The sequence below is a fragment of the Pseudomonas sp. MSSRFD41 genome, from assembly GCF_014230245.1.
Lineage (GTDB): Bacteria > Pseudomonadota > Gammaproteobacteria > Pseudomonadales > Pseudomonadaceae > Aquipseudomonas > Aquipseudomonas piscis.
Window position 1 is genome coordinate 13,622 of record NZ_JACKZK010000037.1, and the last position, 18,990, is coordinate 32,611.

19 protein-coding genes are annotated in these 18,990 nt (G+C 59.7%); 12 read left to right on the forward strand and 7 right to left on the reverse strand.

Annotation, left to right across the window (positions count from 1 at the left end):
* Positions 1 to 3: 3 nt before the first annotated feature.
* From H7A76_RS30330 to H7A76_RS30360, 7 genes are all read left to right on the forward strand, one after another.
* Positions 4 to 1,284, forward strand: coding sequence for a hypothetical protein (locus H7A76_RS30330; RefSeq protein WP_185701922.1), 1,281 nt, complete (start codon positions 4 to 6; stop codon positions 1,282 to 1,284).
* Positions 1,284 to 4,196, forward strand: coding sequence for a hypothetical protein (locus H7A76_RS30335; RefSeq protein WP_185701923.1), 2,913 nt, complete (start codon positions 1,284 to 1,286; stop codon positions 4,194 to 4,196). The genes H7A76_RS30330 and H7A76_RS30335 overlap by 1 nt, the downstream gene beginning before the upstream one ends.
* Positions 4,197 to 4,242: 46 nt before the next feature.
* Complete coding sequence (locus H7A76_RS30340) at positions 4,243 to 4,803, forward strand: phage tailspike protein (protein ID WP_185701924.1); 561 nt, start codon at positions 4,243 to 4,245, stop codon at positions 4,801 to 4,803.
* Positions 4,803 to 6,209 (forward strand): hypothetical protein, encoded by a 1,407-nt coding sequence (locus H7A76_RS30345; RefSeq protein WP_185701925.1) that lies wholly within the window; start codon positions 4,803 to 4,805, stop codon positions 6,207 to 6,209. The genes H7A76_RS30340 and H7A76_RS30345 overlap by 1 nt, the downstream gene beginning before the upstream one ends.
* 2 nt (positions 6,210 to 6,211) lie before the next feature.
* Positions 6,212 to 6,373 carry a hypothetical protein gene (locus tag H7A76_RS30350; protein WP_185701926.1) on the forward strand — a complete coding sequence of 54 codons (162 nt, stop codon included), beginning with the start codon at positions 6,212 to 6,214 and terminating at the stop codon, positions 6,371 to 6,373.
* 91 nt (positions 6,374 to 6,464) lie between these two features.
* Positions 6,465 to 7,748 carry a hypothetical protein gene (locus H7A76_RS30355; protein ID WP_185701927.1) on the forward strand — a complete coding sequence of 428 codons (1,284 nt, stop codon included), beginning with the start codon at positions 6,465 to 6,467 and terminating at the stop codon, positions 7,746 to 7,748.
* A gap of 323 nt (positions 7,749 to 8,071) precedes the next feature.
* Positions 8,072 to 9,133, forward strand: coding sequence for an AraC family transcriptional regulator (locus H7A76_RS30360; protein ID WP_185701928.1), 1,062 nt, complete (start codon positions 8,072 to 8,074; stop codon positions 9,131 to 9,133).
* On the opposite strand, the gene H7A76_RS30365 is transcribed toward H7A76_RS30360, so the two are convergent.
* The gene (locus H7A76_RS30365; protein WP_185701929.1) at positions 9,090 to 10,544 is read right to left on the reverse strand and encodes a TrkH family potassium uptake protein; all 1,455 of its coding nucleotides are present in this window, start codon (positions 10,542 to 10,544) and stop codon (positions 9,090 to 9,092) included. The genes H7A76_RS30360 and H7A76_RS30365 overlap by 44 nt on opposite strands.
* Before the next feature lie 123 nt (positions 10,545 to 10,667).
* On the opposite strand from H7A76_RS30365, the gene H7A76_RS30370 reads away from it, so the two are divergent.
* Positions 10,668 to 11,234: a nitroreductase family protein gene (locus tag H7A76_RS30370; protein ID WP_185701930.1), complete on the forward strand. Its 567-nt coding sequence runs from the start codon at positions 10,668 to 10,670 to the stop codon at positions 11,232 to 11,234.
* Between the two features lie 80 nt (positions 11,235 to 11,314).
* On the opposite strand, the gene H7A76_RS30375 is transcribed toward H7A76_RS30370, so the two are convergent.
* From H7A76_RS30375 to H7A76_RS30400, 6 genes are all read right to left on the reverse strand, one after another.
* Complete coding sequence (locus H7A76_RS30375) at positions 11,315 to 12,655, reverse strand: sensor histidine kinase (protein WP_185701931.1); 1,341 nt, start codon at positions 12,653 to 12,655, stop codon at positions 11,315 to 11,317.
* Positions 12,656 to 12,720: 65 nt separating this feature from the next.
* A complete protein-coding gene (locus H7A76_RS30380) occupies positions 12,721 to 13,158 on the reverse strand; it encodes a Spy/CpxP family protein refolding chaperone (protein ID WP_185701932.1) in 438 nt (145 codons plus the stop codon).
* Between the two features lie 174 nt (positions 13,159 to 13,332).
* Positions 13,333 to 14,010: a response regulator transcription factor gene (locus tag H7A76_RS30385; RefSeq protein ID WP_185701933.1), complete on the reverse strand. Its 678-nt coding sequence runs from the start codon at positions 14,008 to 14,010 to the stop codon at positions 13,333 to 13,335.
* A 7-nt stretch (positions 14,011 to 14,017) separates the two neighbouring features.
* Entirely contained in the window at positions 14,018 to 14,428 is a 411-nt protein-coding gene (locus H7A76_RS30390) for a translation initiation factor 2 (protein ID WP_185701934.1), read from the reverse strand.
* A gap of 111 nt (positions 14,429 to 14,539) precedes the next feature.
* Positions 14,540 to 14,839, reverse strand: coding sequence for a YciI family protein (locus H7A76_RS30395; RefSeq protein ID WP_022642992.1), 300 nt, complete (start codon positions 14,837 to 14,839; stop codon positions 14,540 to 14,542).
* Between the two features lies 1 nt (position 14,840).
* Positions 14,841 to 15,437 carry a septation protein A gene (locus H7A76_RS30400; RefSeq protein ID WP_185701935.1) on the reverse strand — a complete coding sequence of 199 codons (597 nt, stop codon included), beginning with the start codon at positions 15,435 to 15,437 and terminating at the stop codon, positions 14,841 to 14,843.
* A gap of 87 nt (positions 15,438 to 15,524) precedes the next feature.
* On the opposite strand from H7A76_RS30400, the gene H7A76_RS30405 reads away from it, so the two are divergent.
* The 4 genes from H7A76_RS30405 (at position 15,525) to scpB (ending at position 18,855) form a co-directional block, all read left to right on the forward strand.
* Positions 15,525 to 16,385 (forward strand): PHP domain-containing protein, encoded by an 861-nt coding sequence (locus H7A76_RS30405; protein WP_185701936.1) that lies wholly within the window; start codon positions 15,525 to 15,527, stop codon positions 16,383 to 16,385.
* A 13-nt stretch (positions 16,386 to 16,398) separates the two neighbouring features.
* Positions 16,399 to 17,028: an L-threonylcarbamoyladenylate synthase gene (locus H7A76_RS30410; protein ID WP_185701937.1), complete on the forward strand. Its 630-nt coding sequence runs from the start codon at positions 16,399 to 16,401 to the stop codon at positions 17,026 to 17,028.
* 120 nt (positions 17,029 to 17,148) lie between these two features.
* Positions 17,149 to 17,847: a segregation and condensation protein A gene (locus tag H7A76_RS30415; protein ID WP_185701948.1), complete on the forward strand. Its 699-nt coding sequence runs from the start codon at positions 17,149 to 17,151 to the stop codon at positions 17,845 to 17,847.
* A 12-nt stretch (positions 17,848 to 17,859) separates the two neighbouring features.
* The gene (scpB, locus tag H7A76_RS30420; RefSeq protein ID WP_185701938.1) at positions 17,860 to 18,855 is read left to right on the forward strand and encodes an SMC-Scp complex subunit ScpB; all 996 of its coding nucleotides are present in this window, start codon (positions 17,860 to 17,862) and stop codon (positions 18,853 to 18,855) included.
* Positions 18,856 to 18,990: the final 135 nt, after the last annotated feature.

The following is an 18,990-nucleotide window of genomic DNA, read 5'->3' on the forward strand; positions in this document are numbered from 1 at the left end:
ACCATGGCCAATAATCCGTTTTACGTCGACCCTGGCAACGACTACAGCTCTGGCCTTTCGGGGCTTAGCGCTACGTTGGCCAACGTCCGTCAAGGACGTATGCAGATGCGGGCCGAAGAAGAGCAGAAGCAGCGCCAGGCAGAGGCCTCTGCTGCAGCTCAGCAGGCTTATGAAAGCGGCGATCCTGACATGATGGCCAAGGTTTCGCTTCAATATCCTGAGATCGCTCAGAACCTGCATCAGGTCGTGGGGTTGAACGATGAGCGCAAGGTGAAGGAAGCGGCCGGCTTCGCCCGCGATTTGCTGCTGGCGTCTCCTGATCAGCGAGAGGCAATTTTTCAGAAGCGGATCCAGTCGTTGCAGGACCAAGGGCGCGATCCAACCCATACCGCTCAGGCTTACCAACAGTATCTGCAAGATCCGAACGGTACCTTGCAAGGCATCGAACTTGATTGGGCTGCTGGCGCGCCAAAGGAATATTCCGTTATCGCTGAAAGGGAAAAAGCTAAAGCCAAGCTCGACCTGGAGCGCGCCAAAATGGATCGTGAGGACGCTCGGTTTGATCGTGCCGAGGCCGGCCGAAATCAGCGCGCCTATGCCCGTGCTGCTGCCACTGCTGGCGGTAGCGCTAGCGATAAGCGTACAGCGCATCAGAAGGACTTCGAACAGTACCAGGAGCTCGCCAAAACAGATCCTGAAGCCGCAAAAGCCTTTGGGCAAGCCTCTGGCTTTGTCAGCAAAGAGGGCCGTGAACTTGCGCCAGGCGTGCAAACTCGATTGGCCAAAACTATCGATTCTGCGGTAGACGCAGAAAACAAAATCGGCAAATACAACTCCCTCGCAAACGATATCGAAAAATCGAATTTGCGAGGTGGTGTGTTTGGTGGGTCTTGGGCTGAGAAGGTCAAAGAAATCACTGGCAGCCAAGACTCTGTTACCGAATTGCGCAAAGAGTTCGCACAAGCTCGAGCTGCTCAGGCCTCGGCCAACCTTCCACCCGGCTCAGCGTCTGATGCCGACGTGGCGCTGGCCCTTGGCCCTATCCCGTCTGACAACGCCAACAAGCAACAGCTGGCCAGCTATCTACGAGGCCAGGCAAAATTGGCGCAGATCAACGCCGACTTCCACAACTTCAAGGCAGATTACATTTCCAACACTGGCAGCGAGCGCGGCATGCTCCAGGCCTGGAAAGAGCAGGGCAAAGCAGGCGCACAACGGAAGCCATCACCACAACCAGCGGCGGCTCCGCCACCCGCTGCCGGCGGGTGGAGGATCGTTGAATAATGGCCACTCAAACCTACAAAGTCGAAGCGCCAGACGGCCAGATCATCACGCTGGAAGGTCCAGCAGGTGCCAGCCAGGAGGAAGTGATCTCTCAGGCCAAGAAGCTCTATAGCCAGAAAGCATCGGCCCCAGCAACGCCACCAGCTCAATCGATGACTAACTATGGTAAGCGCCAGGATGGTACCGATAAAGGAGCTGGCTACTTTGGCGAGTTGAAACGCCCAGATGGAGATTTCTCCACGGAGATTTCTATTGGGGTGGACTATGGAAGTGGTGAGAAGGAAATACCCACTCTTGTTCCAACGCTGACTGAGGATGAAAAGCAATACCTACTTAGTGGTGGAGAGCCTACTAGGGCCATTGTTGATAAAGCTGTCCAGCATGCTCGAGAAAGAGAGGCTAAGGGACTAAGTCCATTTGCTGGTCCTGGAGATATGATGCCTCCGTCTGAAGTGGTACCAGATCAAGTTCAGCGGCAACGCAATGAGGATATTCCTGTCTTAGATGCTAACGGGCGCCAAGTTGATATGCGTCCGGATACACCGCAACGATCTACATTGGATGTAGCCGACCAAGCTGCAGAAGATTATATCGGACGTGGTGAAACCGCTCTTGCACTTGCTACAGGCCTGACTGGTGGTGCTGTAGGCATGATCGGTGGAACCATCAAGGGCATTCTTGATGAGATGGCTGCTGGCAAGTTTGGAACCCAGGAGGCCGCAGATCGCATCGAGAAGGCTGCATCGGAAGCAGGTGCAGCTTTGACCTATGCGCCGCGTACTGAATCAGGCCAAAGACAAACCCAGGCAGTAGGGGAGGCTTTGGCTCCCCTGGCCGCTCTTGGGCCAATGATTGGTGAGGGTGCCGCTCTTGCCCAGGGGGCAAGGAATCTTCCCGCAATGGCCCGGTCGATTCTCCCTGCAAGGGCAACAGCCGCGGCTGCGCGTGTTGAACCAGAATTAGGAGCACCCGCCGCTGCTGCCAAAGCAATTCCAGAGGCAGCAGTTCCTGTGCAAGATGCTGGCGTCTGGACATGGAATTCAGCAGGAAAAGAACACCCAGTTGATATCCTCCCTCAGACCTATACGACGCCTGAAGGAAAGCTGTATCAGCGCGTTCTGTATCAGGGTAAAGAGACGTTTGTTGCTGCTGATGATTTGGTCCCGCCGGCAGCGGTAGCTGCTGAGCCTGCTGCTGCGGCTCAAGCAGCGCCAGCCGCCTCAAAGGTCGAACCGGCAATTGCAAGGGAAGCTATTGAGCCACCAGCAGGTGCCCAGTCCAGCCCGACCAGTCAGCAAGCCTCAGAAGGTGTGGCCAAGTCCATTGCTGAAGCGACCCAGGCAAGCAAGAAAAAACAGATTCCAACGATGGAACGCCTGGCTTCCGAAGTGCAGCCAGATGAAACAATCCTGCAGGCGGCAGATCGACTCGGCATCCGTGACCAGCTTATTCCATCTCAGTATTCGCGCAGCCAAGCGTATCGCGAGATCGAGCAAGGGCTTGCAAGCATTCCCGGATCTCAGCTGAACGCCCAGCAAAAGCAAGCAGCCTCAATGCTTGCTCAGAAGGCTGATGACCTGATCCAGCAATATGGCGGGGACATCGACAAGGCTGCACTTTCGTCTGAGTTCAGAACGAAAGGACTGGCAACCATTGACGACCTAACGCGTCAGAGCGATGACTTGTACAGCAAGGTCAACAAGGCAATCCCTCCCACAACGAAAATCACAGCCGATTCCACAATCGGGTACCTGACCAATAAGGCGAAAGAACTCGGTGGTGCTGATGCTCTAAGCCCTATCGAGCGCCGTGCTCTCACAATGCTCTCTGGCGGGACAAGGCGCGCTGGAGTTGATCCTAATTCTGCAGAATCGCTGGCCTCCTATGGGCAAGCCAGATCCTATGAGCGAATCCTCCCCACATATGCCCGAGTTGACCAACTTCGCAAGCAAGTAGGTGAAGGGCTGCGAGGAAGAGGAGTATTCAAGGACGCGGAGAGCGGATCCCTCAAGCAGCTATACGCGAGGCTTTCTGATGACCAGCAGGCGGCCGCAAACTCTCTAGGCGCAGGCGAGCTATTCAGTGCAGCCAAGCAACTGATTGGCACACGAAAAGCCATTGAGGACGATCTGGCGGCCGTGCTTGGGAAAGATCTTTCTGGGGCGATCACTGCAAAAACAGGTCTCGCTATTAAGGGCCTATCCAGCGGCAACTACAAAGAGTTCGACAAGGTAATGGCATCAGTTCCAAAGGAAATGCAGCAGCGGGTAGTTATGACAGCGCTGAATGATGCATTTACCTCTGGTAGTCGTATGGAGAAGCAGCTTAGCGCTCCTGGATTTGTTGATTGGTATGAAGGACTGCGCCGAAACACTGCTGCGCGAGATCGCCTTTATAGGTATATGCCACCAGAAGCGCGACACACGCTGGACGACATTGCAAAGGTCGCAAAGGGCATGCGTGATGCCAATAAAGAAAGGATTACTACTGGCCGTATCAATGCACTTTTAGAGCCATTTGCTCAGCCGGGTGGAACGTTGGCCAAGCTTTGGGGGATTGGAAAGCAAGTAGCTGTTGCAGAGGGGGTTGGGACGGCCGCTGGTGTACCAGGCGCAGGAGCTGCTGGGGTAATTGCTCGAGGGCTGAGCAAAGATAAAGTTCCGCTCATGAAAGCTGCAGACGATCTTCTGGCCAGTCCTCAGTTCAAGTCAGCACTTAATGAGTACATCCGATCGACTGAAAACCCAAAGAGACAAGCTGCGGCTGAGGCAAGGCTCACCAAGACCAGGGTTTACCAGGAATGGTTCAAACGGTTGCCTCCAGCAAGCAAAGCCGCAATCCGCTCTAACGGCGCAATTGGCTGGTTAACTCAGTCGGTTGGCGATGTAGGCGAAAGCGAGCCAAGCAAGTAGATAGATCATGAAGTCACCTCAAATCAAATCAGAATGGTGAGCCGCGATGGCAGACGAAAACGAAGCACGCCTACCGTACGACTATTATCCCGACCCTACAAGAGGGCGACCTGTAGCTAACGGGTATATCTACTTTGGTCGGCCCGATCTAGATCCGGAGATCGTTTCCAACCAGATCCCGGTTAGCGCGTATCAGGAAGATGGTTCATTTGTGATGTTGCCGCAGCCTGTGCGAACTGGGGCAGGTGGCGTGCCAACCTGGAATGGATCTTCAGTTCAGCTCCAGGTAAGTGGTGAGTATTCGATTAAGGTTCTGGATAATTTCCGGGCCCAGGTTTATTACGCGCCAAGTAGCATCGGCGGTACTCGCCCCACGACGATTATTCGGACTCAGTTGGTGCCACTGAGCATCAGTCTGACAAATCGGTTCATAAACGCTTACCTATTCAACGCGAACATAAGTTGGACTAACTATTACAATTCAAAAAAGCCGATAATGAACCTGGGCGCCGTGGGTAGCGCCCCATTCAATTTCGAGAACATACCGCCCCAGCGTGTCGACCTGGCGCAGGGGAACTCTTCAACAGATCTTGGAGGTATCAGCTAATGGCTGACCAACTGCAGCTCAGGGGCGGCACAACATCGGAGATTCTGGCATTTACCGGGGCTCAGCGAGAGGTTGTGGTTGATACTGAAAAACGCACTCTCGTTGTTCAGGACGGCATTACTGCGGGCGGTTATCCGCTGGCGAGCTCCGCTCAAGTTTCGAGTGGTACGTTCTACTATAATGAAGATTCAGGCTCAGCTTCAAATTCATACATCCTCGTCCCAAAAGCCAATACGAATACTCCTTCATCTTATCTTGATGGTATTCAGTTTGGTTTTGTTACAACGAAGCCAAATACGGGGCCATCGACGGCGAATTTCCAAGGGCTCGGTGTTAGGAGCCTAAAATACCCGGGCGGTATTGATCCTCAGGCAGGAGATATCTCTGGTCGTGTTTATTTGATCTATGACGCCATCAATGGATGGCTGGAAATTCAACGTAAGGCGACTGGTGCTCAGCCTCAAATTCGAACAATTGGAGCATCTGTTAGTGGTAATGCTCTGACGTTGACGCTCCAGCCTTGCATTATCGACTTCAGGTCCCCATCCCTGAATAGCGGGTCTGTAGTAACCCAGACGGTAGCAGCAGCAATTAGTTTGACTGTTCCGTCCGGTGCAACGCTTGGAACGCTGCCAGGAGTTGTTAATAGACTGGCAGTCATTGCAATTTACAATGCTGGAACCATTCAGCTTGCAGTAACAAACCTGTCAAATGGTATTCCTCTTGATGAGACTACGAAAATTGACGTAGTGGGTATTTCATCAGGCTCATCCCAGGCCAATGTTTTCTATGCATCTTCCTCTGTTTTGGGTGTTCCGTATCGGGTGATGGGGTTTGTTGAGTCTACCCAAACAACTCCAGGCGCCTGGATAAGCCCGCCCACTCAGATTCAGGGTCAGGGTGGACAAGCGATTATCGGCAACAATAGAATTGTTTCGGCGTCGCCTGTGCAAACCTCGTCAGGGACATCGGTTGATTTCTCCGGAATTCCTGCTTCAACCAAGCGTATAACAATGCTAATCAACCATGTAAGCACCAATGGTACAAGTCCTTTGGTTGTGCAGATTGGTACTTCATCTGGAGTTGAAACGTCTGGGTATTCTGGCGGCTATATGACTACAAGATCTGGGGCATTCCCAATTACAAACACTGCCAATACTGGTCTACACCTGACAACTGACCCTGATGATGCGGCAACTCAAAGGATTGGAGTTGTCACGGCTATAAACTTTGGCTCATCTAATTGGATACTTTCTGGTAACGTCATGAAGACCAATACTGGAGGAACTGGCAGCTCAAATTCATTGAAGGTTCTTACTGGGACGCTTGACAGAATACGTCTTACAACAGCTAACGGAACAGATTTGTTTGATGGTGGCTATGTAAATATTCTTTATGAGAGCTAAAAATGAAAATTTCTAGAATAGAGGTTGATGTCATCAGCGGTAAGGTGATTGAAATAGGACAGGTAGCTTATAAAAATGATTCAGGCGATATTTTTGTCCTTGATGATAACGTAAGTGCTCCTGAAGGGTTATTCCAATTTGATCCTGAGATTTCGCAGGATTAAGATAAAAGGGGCTTATGCCCCTTTTCTAGTGATTCAATATTCTGGTATTGATGCATAGCTGCTCCTATGCAATAACGATGGAGCGCTCGCAATGAAGATTGCAATTGCTTTTGCATTATTTCCTGTTCTCGCATTTGCTGATGCAAACGAGATGTACATAGATCAGAGAAACATAGCTAACAGCGCAACGGTAACAAGGACTGTGGAGGGGCCAGGGGTTGGCGTGAATGGCATCCTTGGCTATGAAGGTTACACAAACCTTCCGAAAATCTGGAGGTTTGGTCCTAACATCTATTTGAACGGGTATGGTGAGATTGAAACTACTGCTGACTGGCCAGGTGTAACTAACAAGCCGATTTTTGCAGCAGTTGCAACAAGTGGCAGCTATCTTGATTTGATCAATAGGCCGGCGACCCCATCAGATCCTGTTAATGCTGACTGGCTGGCTATTGATGGCCCGGCTCAAATCTTGAACAAGCCGGCGCTATCCGCGGTGGCAACATCGGGGGCCTATTCTGACTTGTCAGGTGCTCCAGCTATTCCGGCGGCGCAGGTAAACAGCGATTGGGCGGCTGTGAGTGGACTGGCAAGAATCCTGAATAAGCCGACTACATTGGCCGGGTACGGTATCACCGATGCGTATCCTTTAGCTGGGAACCCTTCAGGATTTCTAACGAACATTACAAGTGGGCAGGTAACCGGGGCTCTTGGCTTCACGCCGTATAACGCTACCAATCCAGCGTCTTTCATCACTCAGTCGGGGGCGAGATCGGCCATTTCACTCTCAACCTCCGGCACTGGCGGTGCAGCGACCTATAACAGTACTACTGGCGTATTGAACATCCCGAACTATGCGCCGGGGACCGGAACAGTAACTAGCATCGTCGCAGGTACAGGCCTAAGCGGTGGAACGATTACCACCAGCGGGACGATAAGTATGCCGAACACAGGAACGGCAGGGAGCTATTCAGGCGTAACCACGGATGCTCAAGGCCGCGTCACTTCCGGTACTGTTCGCAGCCAGTCTCAGGTCACGCGAGCATTGAATACCGTGTTCCAGGTGAGCGCCACCCGGGATGCGAATGTTCAATATGCTGTGCAATGCACAGTCACGTCGTCGATCGGGAGCGGCCAGGATGGGGATGTGTTCCTAGACATTGCAGCTGATGCCGGCTTTACGACATCGGTGCAAAGCGTCGACGTCTCGCCCTGCAGCCAGGTCGTAACGCTTGCCATCGCACTACAGAGCGTACAGAAGGGTTCAGTAAGCGTTAGGGGGTTTGTGCCCGCTGGCTACTACGCACGAATCAGAACGGTGAACAACACAGGGACGCCTGCTTTCCTGTATCGACTCGGCCAGGAGGTTCTGCAGTAGAAAAGAACCGGGCGCCCCTAGAGGCGCCCGGGGCCTACCGCAGAACTGCTCTTCTGTGGGAGGCTTGAAAATGTTATCACCACTCGTATGTATGCATATACAGTTGTTTTGATTTTGTGATCGTTCGGCAGGACGCCGTAGGAGGGGAATGCCAAGTTGGCATTATGTTGTCATTGCAGGCCCCAATAGGCCCTATCAAGACCCAACAAGGAAAATTCTTGTCCATGCAGGCCTTGATAACAAAGAGCTGTAGATTTACCCCTACGGGTTAGTATCCTTGCGAAATTGGCCGTTACCTGCGGCTCATCATATAAGAAGCCCCCATGAGCGAACGAACCACGTCGGCGAGCTGGACCCTGGGAATCGTCAAGGCCCTGGAAATGGATGGCCTGGATTGTCGTGTCCTGTTCGAGCAACTGGGGCTCGACTATGCCGCCCTGGAAGATCCGGACGCGCGTTTCACCCAGGACTCCATGACCCGGCTGTGGCAACGGGCGGTGGAGCTGTCCGGCAACCCGGCGATCGGCTTGAACATGGGCAAGGTGGTGCGCCCGGCGTCCTTCAATGTGGCCGGTTATGCCCTGATGTCGAGCCGGACCCTGGCCGAGGGCTTCCAGCGCCTGGTGCGTTACCAGCGGATCATCGCCGAAAGCGCCGATCTGAGCTTTCGCCTGTTGCCCGAAGGTTATGCGTTGATCCTCACGGTGCATGGCGACCACCTGCCGCCGACCCGGCAGAGCGCCGAGGCGTCCCTGGCCTGCGCCCTGGCCCTGTGCGGCTGGCTCACCGGCCGTGACCTGCGGCCACGCAAGGTGATGTTGCAGGGGCCGCAACCCGAGGACACCCAGCCCTACAAGGACATGTTCCATGCGCCGCTGATGTTCGCCGCGCCCTTCGATGCGCTGATCTTCGAGCGGGCCGACATGGAGAGCACGTTGCCCACTGCCAACGAGGCCATGGCCCAGTTGCACGACCGGTTTGCCGGCGAGTACCTGGCGCGTTTCTCCGAAAGCCGGGTGACCCACAAGGCGCGCCAGGTGCTATGCCGCCTGTTGCCCCAGGGCGAGCCCAAGCGCGAGCGGGTAGCGCAGATCCTGCACCTGTCCCAGCGCACCTTGCAGCGTCGCCTGCAGGAAGAGGGCACCAGCTTCCAGGCGCTGCTCGACGACACGCGCCGGGAACTGGCCGAGCAGTACCTGGCGCAGCCGAACATGACGTTGCTGGAGATCGCCTATCTGTTGGGGTTCGCCGATCCGAGCAACTTCTTCCGGGCCTTCCGTCGCTGGTTCGATGCCACGCCCGGCGAGTACCGGGCGCGGCTGGCGGAGTTGCCGGCCTCGGTCAATGACGCCAGAACGCCGGAATACACAGCACGAACACCGTGATGATCTCCAGGCGCCCCAGGAGCATGCCCAGGGACAGGATCCACTTGGCGGCATCCGGCAGGGTGGAGAAGTTGCCCGCCGGGCCGATGGTTTCCCCAAGGCCTGGGCCCACGCCGGAAACGGTGCTGGCGGCGCCGGTCAGGGCGGTCATCCAGTCCAGGCCCAGCAGCGACAAGGCCAGGGCGATCACGCAGATGGTGATGGCGAAGAAGAACGAAAAAGTCAGGATCGAGCGGACGATTTCCTCGTCCAGGCGATGACCGTTGTACTTCTGCTTGATCACCGCCCGAGGGTGGATCAGCTGGTTGAGGTTGGCCTTGAGCAGGATGTAGGCCACCTGGAAGCGGAAGATCTTGATCCCGCCGGCGGTAGAACCCGAGCAGCCACCGACGAAACCCAGGTAGAAGAATAGCATCAGCGAGAAATTGCCCCAGAGGCTGTAGTCGCCCAGGGCGAATCCGGTGGTAGTGACTACCGAGGTCACGTTCAGCGCCACGTGGCGCAGGGCTTCGAGCCAATGCAGGTTGGTGGTCCACCAGTACCAGGTGCCCAGTACCAGCCAGGTCACCAGCAGCATGGCCAGCAGCCCCTGGACTTGCTGGTCCTTGAGCAGCGCCCGGCGATTGCCACGCAGGGTCGCCACGTACAGGGTGAACGGCAGGCTGCCGAGGATCATCACCAGCACGGCCACCCAGTGCACCGCCGGTTGCTTCCAGTGGGCCAGGGACTCGTCCGAGGTGGAGAAACCGCCGGTGGAGATCGCCGACATGGCGTGGTTGATGGCGTCGAACACATTCATTCCGGCCCACCAGAACGCCAGGCTGCCGATGATGGTGATGCCCAGGTAGGTGGCGACGATCAGCCGGGCCACCATGTGCGAGCGCGGCATGACCTTCTCCGAGCGGTCCGAGGACTCGGTCTGGAACAGGCGCATGCCACCGATGCGCAGCAGCGGCAGGATCGCCACCGCCATGCCGATGAAGCCGATGCCCCCCAGCCAGTGCAGCAACGAACGCCAGATCAGGATCCCCGGGGACATGTCGTCCAGCCCGCTGAGCACGGTGGAACCGGTGGCGGTGATGCCCGACATGCTCTCGAAGAACGAGTCGGTGTAGCTGATGTGCTGGGTCAGCAGGAACGGCAGGGCGGCGAAGATGCACACCACCACCCAGCTGGAGACGGTCAGCAGGTACATGTCCCTGGGGCGCAGGTGGACATGCTCGGGTCGCCCCGGAAGCACCAGGGCCAGGCCGGCGATGAAGGTGATCAGGCTGGCCCAGAGGAACGATGGCAAGTCGCCGGTGTGCTCGAAGATCACCAGCGTCACCATGGGCACGACCATGGCGACGGCCAGGGTGATCAGGAAGATGCCGATGATGAAACCAATGATCCTGAGGGTCGGCAACGCCATGTGTTCAGCTCGGGCTGGGAGAGAAAGGCGATCATTCTACCTGCGAGGCAGGGCATGTAAACCAGGCATCCGGTCAGCGGATACCGCTAGAATAGCCGGACATTTTTTCCAAGGAGGTGGCCGATGGAGGCTCTCGACGCTTTGCTCAACCGTGTTTCCGTGCCCCGCCTGGTCGAGCCTGCTCCCAATGCGCAGCAGCGTGAGGCGCTGTTCGCCGCCGCCCTGCGAGCCCCCGATCATGGGCAATTGCGGCCCTGGCGGTTCCTGACGGTGGAGGGCGAGGCGCGCGACAGCCTGGGCGAGTTGCTGGTCGAGGCGGTGCAACTGCAGGGCGGCGAAGTGACTCAGGCCGCAGTGGACAAGGCCCGGGCCATGCCGCTGCGCGCGCCCCTGGTGGTCGTGGTGGTCGCCCGCTTGCAAGAGCACTTCAAGGTACCCCGCAGCGAGCAATTGCTGGCTGCGGGTTGTGCGGCCCATGGCATCCTGCTGGCGGCCTACGCCCAGGGCATCGGCGCCGTGTGGCGTACCGGCGAGTTGTCCTACTCGCCCCATGTGGCCAAGGGCCTGGGCCTGGCCGAAGGGGAAGAAGTCATCGCTTTCCTGTATCTGGGGACGCCACTGAACGAGCCGCGGATCGCGCCGAAAGTCGATACCCGCGAGTTCGTCAGCGCCTGGACCGCCAAGCCCTGACCGGCTCCGGCGATCTCGCGTTACTAGCGGGCAAGTACGTCGTCACCGGCCCCGGTGGCGGCGACTTGCCCGTCGTGCATTCAGGCCTGGACCACGGCGCCGGGAACCAGCGGCAGTTCCAGGGTGGCGATGAAACCGCCCTGGGCATGGTTGTTAAGAAGCAGGCTGCCGCCGTGGCGTTCTGCCGCGCGGCGCGCGATGGCCAGGCCCAGGCCGTGCCCGGCGGCGCTTTGCCCGGGGGCACGGAAGAACGGCTCGCCCAGCTGGGCCAGGTACTCCTCGGGCGCCCCGGGGCCATGGTCGCGCACGCTGACCAGGATTCGGTCGCCCTGGCGCCGGGCCTGGACCTCGATCGGTTGCCCGGCCGGGTTGAAGCGCTGGGCATTGCGCAGCAGGTTGTCCAGGGCCCGTTCGAGCAGGGTAGGCCAGCCACGTATTTGCAGTTGGGGCTGGGCCTGGATCTGTACCCGTTGCTCGGAGCAAGCCAGCTGTGCGTCTTTCTGCAAGGCCAGGAGCAGGGCATTGAGGTCCACCTGCTCGGCACTGGCGTTGTCGGCATCGACCCGGGCCAGGACCAGGATCTCGCTGATCAAGGCCTCCAGGCGATCGCATTCACGGGTCAGTCGCGGCCAGAGCTGTTCGCGTTCCTGGGGGGCGGCCCGTTCCGCCAGCGCCAGGGCGATGCGCAGGCGTGCCAGGGGCGAGCGCAGTTCATGGGATACGTCGTGCAGCAGTTGGCGCTGGCTGCCGATCAGCCCTTGCAGGCGCGAGCCCATGCGGTTGAAGTCCCGGGCCAGTACGCCGAATTCGTCACGGCGGTTGGCCAGCCGGGCCAGGCTGTTCTGCTGGTAGGTGGTCTGGCCCAGGTCATGCACCGCGCCGCGCAGGCGGCTCAGGGGGCGGGTGATCGATAGCGTCACCAGCAGGCTGAACAGGGTCAGCACCACCAGGGCGATAACCAGGGCGCTGAGCGGCCAGGTGAGGCTGTCGCGATGCCAGGCGTTCAGTTCCGGGTGGGGAATGCGGTAGATGAACAGGTAGGTGTCGTCGCTTCGCGGGCTGGTGTATTCGACCGTCAGACGGCGCCAGGGCAGGCGTCGGTCATCGTTGTTCTGGCGTGCCTCGAGGGCGGCCGCGCGGGGTGGGAAGGTGCCGCGCACCACCGGGTCGCCGCTCTCGTTGAGCACCTGGACGTCGATGTGATACTGGCGCTTGCGCTGCCGGAGGATTTCCTGGGCGGCGTCTTCGCCTTGTTCCTCGTAGGTCTGCGTCCATTGCTCGGCAAGGCTGTTGAGGCCCGGGTGGCGGCTGAGGATCCAGGCGTCCTGGTTGAGTATGTGGCCCAGCAGGATCGACAGCCCGGCAACCAGGGTGATGGCCAGCCAGAAGCTGGCCAGGACACGCCAGAACAATGAACGCACGAAGACTCCTTGAATGCACGAAGCCCAGTGGCGGGGCCACTGGGCTGGGGAGGGACGCTAGCGCATTATTGCGCTTTTTGCGGCTGTTGCGCTTTCCAGGCCTCGAACTGGGCCCATTCGGCGCGGCGCTCTTCCTCTTTCTTGAGGTTGGCGTCGAACTGCTTCTGTTGTTCTGGCTTGAGCAGGGCGCGGATATCGGCCTGGGTCTTCTGGTGCCTGGCGGCCAGCTCGTCCTTCATGGCCTTCTGGTCGGCCGGGGAGAGTTTCTCCAGGTACTTCTCCACGAGCGCCTTGCGTTCGTGCATTTGCTCGCCCATCAGCTTGTCGATCTGCTGGCGCTGTTCGCGGCTCAGGTCCAGCTGGCTCCAGGGGCCTTTGCCACGCATGTGCTCGCTGTGCCGTGGACCATCCATCGGGCCCGTGGGGCCGTTGCCTTCAGGCATGGCCAGGGCCACGGTCGGCAGGGCGGCGGCGAACATCAGGGCGATCAGGGTCTTGCGCATGGTGTGTCTCCTTGTCTCATTCCCGGTCGGTTCCGGATGAGTGCAGGTTACGCACCTCAAGGTCAGCGGCGGTCAGCTGAGGGTAAAGCTTGAGTAAAGACGCAAGGCCGGCGCGCTGACAAAACCGCCGTTGGTGATGTTGTCGCTTGTTCCAGAGCGGCTACGGTCAAGTGGCTAGAGGCTGTAGTAGTAGCCGCGGCTGCGCAGGGCGACGATCCGGGGGCGGCCGTCGGGGTGGGGGCCGATCTTCTTGCGCAGGTTGCTCACGTGCATGTCCAGGCTGCGGTCGTACAGGGTCAGCTTGCGGCCCAGGGCGATCTGTGCCAGTTCCTGCTTGTCCAGGGGTTCGCCCGGTTGCTTGAGCAATGCTTCGAGCAGGCGGCTTTCGGAAACCGTCAGGCTGATGTCCTGGCCGTCGAGGGTGACCACTCCGCGTACCGGGCTGAAGCACAGGTCGCCCAGCTCCAACTGGCTGGAGGTCGCTACGGGGTGGCTGCGGCGCAGCACGGCACGCAGGCGGGCGGTGAGTTCGCGAGGGTCGCAGGGCTTGGCCAGGTAGTCGTCGGCGCCCAGTTCCAGGCCGAGGATACGGTCCAGGGGTTCGCCACGGGCCGAGAGCATCAGCACCGGCAGTTCCGGATGGTCGTTGCGCAGTTGCTTGAGCAGCTCCAGGCCGCTGCCATCGGGCAGCATCACGTCCAGCACCACGGCTGCCGGTGTGTTGTCGGCCAGGGCCCGGCGGGCGCTGAGGCCGTCATGGCAGGCGCGAACCTGGAAGCCTTCCTGGCTCAGCCAACTGCTCAGGAGCTCGCACAGCTCCTGGTCATCATCAATCAGTAACAGGTCGCTCATGAATCACTCAATTTAGCCATTGTCGACGTCGGCGGTGCCCACCACTGGCAAAGATACCGCAGAGCAGGGCGATGAGGGCCACGCCGCCGCCGGTGATGAACCATTGTTGCTGTTCGGTCAAAAGGCGCGGCGCCGGGTTGGCCTGGGCCTCCTTGAGTTGCAGCTTGAGGCGCTGGTTCTCCTGGCGCAAGCGGGCCAGTTGTGGGCTTTCCCGTTCGGCGTCGGCACTTTGCAGCTGTTTGCTCAATTCCTCGCGCTGGCGCTCGCTTTCCTTCAAGCGTTGCTGCAGCTCGGTGATCTGGCTACCGGCGCTCAGGGACAGCGGCGTCGAGTAGCCGCCTTCCTGGGGTTCCTCGGCGAGTGCCGGGGACCCGATCGACAACATGACCAACAACAGGCACAACGGACCTTGGCGCATCGAAACTCCTGATTCCAATCGGATGTTGGGCAGGTTGTCGGCCGTCAAACGAGAATAATGAGCGATTGAGAACGCGATGAACCGCTAAGGTTCACCGCGTGGGAGGGAGGGTTACGGCATGGATTGCTTGAAGGGCTTGACCAGAACGTTGCCATAGACGCCAGCGGTCACGAACGGATCGGCCTCGGCCCAGGCCTGGGCGGCGGCCAGGGAGTCGAACTGGGCAACGATCAGGCTGCCGGTGAAGCCCGCGGCGCCCGGATCTTCGCTGTCCACCGCTGGATGCGGGCCGGCCAGCACCACCCGTCCCTCGGCCTGGAGCTGCTTCAGGCGCTCCAGGTGCGCCGGGCGCGCGGCCTGGCGTTTTTCCAGGGAGTTGGCGACGTCTGTGGCAATAATTGCGTAAAGCATGTCAGTCCTCGGTTTTCGGAGTGGTGGAGTCGGTGTCATGCAGGTGGCGCGACAGGTAGATACCCTGGCCCACCAGGAACAGTACGGTCATGCCCAGGCTGCCGAATACCTTGAAGTCGACCCAGATGCTCTGGAAGGTGAAGGCGACGAACAGGTTGGCCGCGCCACAGAACAGGAAGAACGCGATCCAGGCGATGTTCAGGCGGGTCCAGACGGCGTCCGGCAGGCTAAGGGCGTGGCCCATGATGCGCTTGATCAGCAGCTTGTCGCCGATGAAGTGGCTGCCGATGAAGGCCAGGGCGAACAGCCAGTTGACCACCGGGGCTTTCCACTTGAGGAAGGTTTCGCTGTGGAAGGCCAGGGTCAGGCTGCCGAACACCAGGCAGGCGATGAGGGTCAGCCACTGGCTTTTCTCCAGCTTGCGCTGGGAGACGAACAGCGCACCATAGACCACCAGGGAGCTGACGATCAGCACCGCCGTGGCGCTGTAGATGCCGCCCAGGGTGACTTGGTGACCGGCGAGGTCGACGACGCGAGGGTCGATTTTGTAGACGATGAAGAACAGGAACAGCGGGATGAAGTCGATGAATTGTTTCACAGTGGCAGCCAGAAGCAGGATGTGTCGGCATAATAACAAACATCCCAGGTAGCGAAAGCGCCAGCTGATTCGAGGTTTTACCGTCCCGTGAACATTGATTTGCACTGCCATAGCACGGCCTCCGACGGCGCCCTGGCGCCCGCGGCGGTGGTGGCCCGGGCGCATGAGAAAGGTGTGCGAATCCTGTCCCTGACCGACCACGATACCGTCGAGGGCCTGGCCGAGGCGCGCGCCGCCGCCCGGGAGCTGGGCATGCAGTTGGTCAACGGTGTCGAGCTGTCCTGCACGTGGGGCGGTGCAACCATTCACGTATTGGGGTATGGCTTCGACGTCGAGGCCCAGGCGCTGGTGCAGGCCATCGGCAAGCTGCATGAAGGACGCTGGCTGCGAGCCGAGGAAATCAGCCGCAAGTTGGCCCTCAAGGGCATGCCGGGAGCCCTGGAGGGCGCCCGGGCGATCCAGCAGGAGCTGGGCGACAGCGGCAATGCCCCGGCGCGCCCGCATTTCGCCGACTATCTAGTGCGTGCGGGTTTCGTCAAGGATCGTGCCGAGGCATTTCGCAAATGGCTCGGCGCCGGCAAGCTGGGGGACGTCAAGCAGCACTGGCCGACCCTGGAGGAAACCGTCGCCACCCTGCGCGAGGCGGGCGCCTGGGTCAGCCTGGCCCATCCCTGGCACTACGATTTCACCCGCAGCAAGCGTCGCCGCCTGATTGCCGACTATATTCAAGCCGGTGGCCACGCCATCGAGGTGGTCAATGGTCACCAACCCGCGGAGCAAGTGGGCAGCCTGTCCATCCTTGCCCGTGAATTCGGACTGCTGGTCAGCGCCGGCAGTGATTTTCATGGCCCGGGGGGCTGGTCCGAGATCGGTGAGTACCGCCCGGTTCCCGAGGACCTGCCGCCACTTTGGTGTCGGTTCAAGCATGAGCCAATTATTGCCGCCTGAGCAGGTAGAGACAGTGAGTCAATTTTTCCAGATCCACCCGGAAAACCCCCAGCCACGCCTGATCAAGCAGGCCGTGGAGATCATTCGCGGCGGCGGTGTGGTGATCTACCCCACGGATTCGTCCTACGCCGTTGCCTGCCAGATGGGCGACAAGGGCGCGATCGAGCGGGTCCGGCGCCTGCGGCAATTGGACGACAAGCACAACTTTGCGCTGATCTGCAGCGATCTCTCGCAACTGGGGCTGTTCGCCAAGATCGATACCGGCACCTTCCGCCTGCTCAAGGCCCATGTGCCCGGGCCCTACACTTTCATCCTCAATGCCACCCGTGAGGTGCCGCGCCTGCTCCTGCATCCCAAGCGCCGCACCATCGGCCTGCGGGTGCCGAGCAATCCCATCGCCCTGGCGTTGCTGGCCGAACTGGGCGAGCCGCTGATGAGCGTCAGCCTGATCATGCCCGGCGATACCGAGGCCTTGAGCGACCCGCACGAGATGCGCCAGTTGCTGGAGCACCAGGTGGACCTGATCATCGACGGCGGTTTCGGCAGCACCGAACCCTCCACGGTGATCAGCCTCGCCGATGGCGAGCCGCAAGTGATCCGCGTCGGTTGCGGCGATCCAGCGCCCTTCATGGCCGAGGCCTAGATGTCCGCAGTGGAAACCGTCGACGAGCAGGCCGGCGCCCAGCAGGAGCTGCCATTCGCCATGGTCTACGGCCAGGCGGTCATGGAAATGCCCCTGGACCTGTACATCCCGCCCGATGCCCTGGAGGTCTTCCTCGAAGCCTTCGAGGGCCCGCTGGACTTGCTGCTGTACCTGATTCGCAAGCAGAACATCGACATCCTCGATATCCCGGTGGCGGAGATCACCCGCCAGTACATGGGCTACGTGGAGTTGATGCAGTCGGTGCGCCTGGAGCTGGCGGCCGAGTACCTGGTGATGGCGGCCATGCTGGCCGAGATCAAGTCGCGCATGCTCTTGCCGCGTTCGGCCGAGATCGAGGAAGAAGAGCAGGACCCCCGGGCCGAGCTGATCCGTCGCCTGCAGGAGTACGAGCGCTTCAAGGCCGCCGCCGAAGGCATCGACGAGTTGAGCCGGGTCGGTCGCGAGGTGCTGGTGCCCAAGCTCGATGCGCCCCAGGCCCAGGTGCGCAAGCTGTTGCCGGACGTGGCGCTGGAAGAGGTGCTGATGTCCATGGCCGAGGTCTTGCGCCGGGGCGACATGTTCGAGAGCCACCAGGTCAGCCGCGAGGCCCTGTCCACCCGGGAACGCATGAGCGATGTGCTGGAGCGCCTCAAGGGCGGCGGTTTCGTGCCCTTCGTCGAGCTGTTCAGCGCCGATGAAGGGCGCCTGGGGGTGGTGGTGACCTTCATGGCGATCCTCGAACTGGTCAAGGAGTCCCTGGTCGAGCTGGTGCAGAACGAGCCCTTTGCGGCCATCCACGTACGGGCGCGAGCCGAATAACGAGCTTAAATCATGAACCTGAATGAACCCCGCGAGCTGGCCTCCCTGCTCGAAGCCTTCCTGTTGGCCTCGGGAAAGCCCCAGTCCCTGGAGCGCCTCTACGAACTGTTCGAGGAGGCCGAGCGGCCTGGCCCGGCGGTCTTCAAGAAGGCCCTGGCGCTATTGGGCAAATCCTGCGAGGGGCGTGCCTTCGAGCTCAAGGAAGTAGCCTCCGGCTATCGCCTGCAGATCCGCGAGAAGTTCGCTCCCTGGGTCGGCCGTCTCTGGGAGGAGCGGCCCCAGCGCTATTCCCGTGCGTTGCTGGAAACCATGGCGCTGATCGCCTACCGCCAGCCCATCACCCGTGGCGAGATCGAGGATGTGCGCGGCGTGGCGGTCAACAGCAACATCGTCAAGACCCTGATCGAGCGCGAGTGGATTCGAGTGGTGGGGTATCGCGACGTGCCCGGCAAGCCGGCCATGTTCGCCACCACCAAGGCCTTTCTCGATCACTTCAACCTCAAGAGCCTCGACGAGCTGCCGCCGCTGGCCGAACTGCGCGAGATGGAGGCCGAGCTGGTGCTGGAGTTCGACGATGCGCCGGTGCCCGAGCATCTGCAACAACTGGCCGACGCCAGCGCCGAGCCCGAGCCGCCCAAGGAGGAAACCAGCTTCCATACCTTGTTGCTGGAGCTGGACTCCATGGAAGAAGGGCTCAAGACCGATTTCGATGATCTGCACCGTGACGACCCCGAACAGGACGAGCTTCACGAGGCGCAGGAGCCCAGTGCAACCGTTGCTGGCGAGCCGCCTGAACCTGCCAGCGGCGAGCCGTTGGAGCCTCTGGCGGACTTCCCGGCGGACGAGTCGCCCGAGGCGCCGGGGGACGATGTGCTGGGTGTCGCCGAGGCCCGGGCCAAGCTGTTGGCCGCCGTGGCGTCCCTGGAACCGCATCTGAGCGAGGAAGAAGCCGAGGCCCAGGCCCTGGCCGAGGCGATCGAGCAAGAGCGGCGCCTGCTGGAGGATTGACACGCGGCCGCCGGCCAGCGGAAAAGCGCCACGATGGCCGATGATCGACTAGTCTGTGATGCGCAACCGCCGCCATCAGCGTATGATTCGCCACCTTTTGGCGAGCCCATTGCCATAGAACCTGTTTCCATGCCT

Excerpts from the sequence above, each read along its gene's own strand:
- H7A76_RS30355 (WP_185701927.1), top strand. The coding sequence starts at position 6,465 with ATGAAGATTGCAATTGCTTTTGCATTATTTCCTGTTCTCGCATTTGCT.
- H7A76_RS30395 (WP_022642992.1), bottom strand. The coding sequence starts at position 14,839 with ATGCTTTACGCAATTATTGCCACAGACGTCGCCAACTCCCTGGAAAAA.
- H7A76_RS30380 (WP_185701932.1), bottom strand. The coding sequence starts at position 13,158 with ATGCGCAAGACCCTGATCGCCCTGATGTTCGCCGCCGCCCTGCCGACC.
- H7A76_RS30330 (WP_185701922.1), top strand. The coding sequence starts at position 4 with ATGGCCAATAATCCGTTTTACGTCGACCCTGGCAACGACTACAGCTCT.
- H7A76_RS30390 (WP_185701934.1), bottom strand. The coding sequence starts at position 14,428 with ATGCGCCAAGGTCCGTTGTGCCTGTTGTTGGTCATGTTGTCGATCGGG.
- H7A76_RS30385 (WP_185701933.1), bottom strand. The coding sequence starts at position 14,010 with ATGAGCGACCTGTTACTGATTGATGATGACCAGGAGCTGTGCGAGCTC.
- H7A76_RS30345 (WP_185701925.1), top strand. The coding sequence starts at position 4,803 with ATGGCTGACCAACTGCAGCTCAGGGGCGGCACAACATCGGAGATTCTG.
- H7A76_RS30340 (WP_185701924.1), top strand. The coding sequence starts at position 4,243 with ATGGCAGACGAAAACGAAGCACGCCTACCGTACGACTATTATCCCGAC.
- H7A76_RS30370 (WP_185701930.1), top strand. The coding sequence starts at position 10,668 with ATGGAGGCTCTCGACGCTTTGCTCAACCGTGTTTCCGTGCCCCGCCTG.
- H7A76_RS30360 (WP_185701928.1), top strand. The coding sequence starts at position 8,072 with ATGAGCGAACGAACCACGTCGGCGAGCTGGACCCTGGGAATCGTCAAG.
- H7A76_RS30350 (WP_185701926.1), top strand. The coding sequence starts at position 6,212 with ATGAAAATTTCTAGAATAGAGGTTGATGTCATCAGCGGTAAGGTGATT.
- scpB (WP_185701938.1), top strand. The coding sequence starts at position 17,860 with ATGAACCTGAATGAACCCCGCGAGCTGGCCTCCCTGCTCGAAGCCTTC.
- H7A76_RS30365 (WP_185701929.1), bottom strand. The coding sequence starts at position 10,544 with ATGGCGTTGCCGACCCTCAGGATCATTGGTTTCATCATCGGCATCTTC.
- H7A76_RS30335 (WP_185701923.1), top strand. The coding sequence starts at position 1,284 with ATGGCCACTCAAACCTACAAAGTCGAAGCGCCAGACGGCCAGATCATC.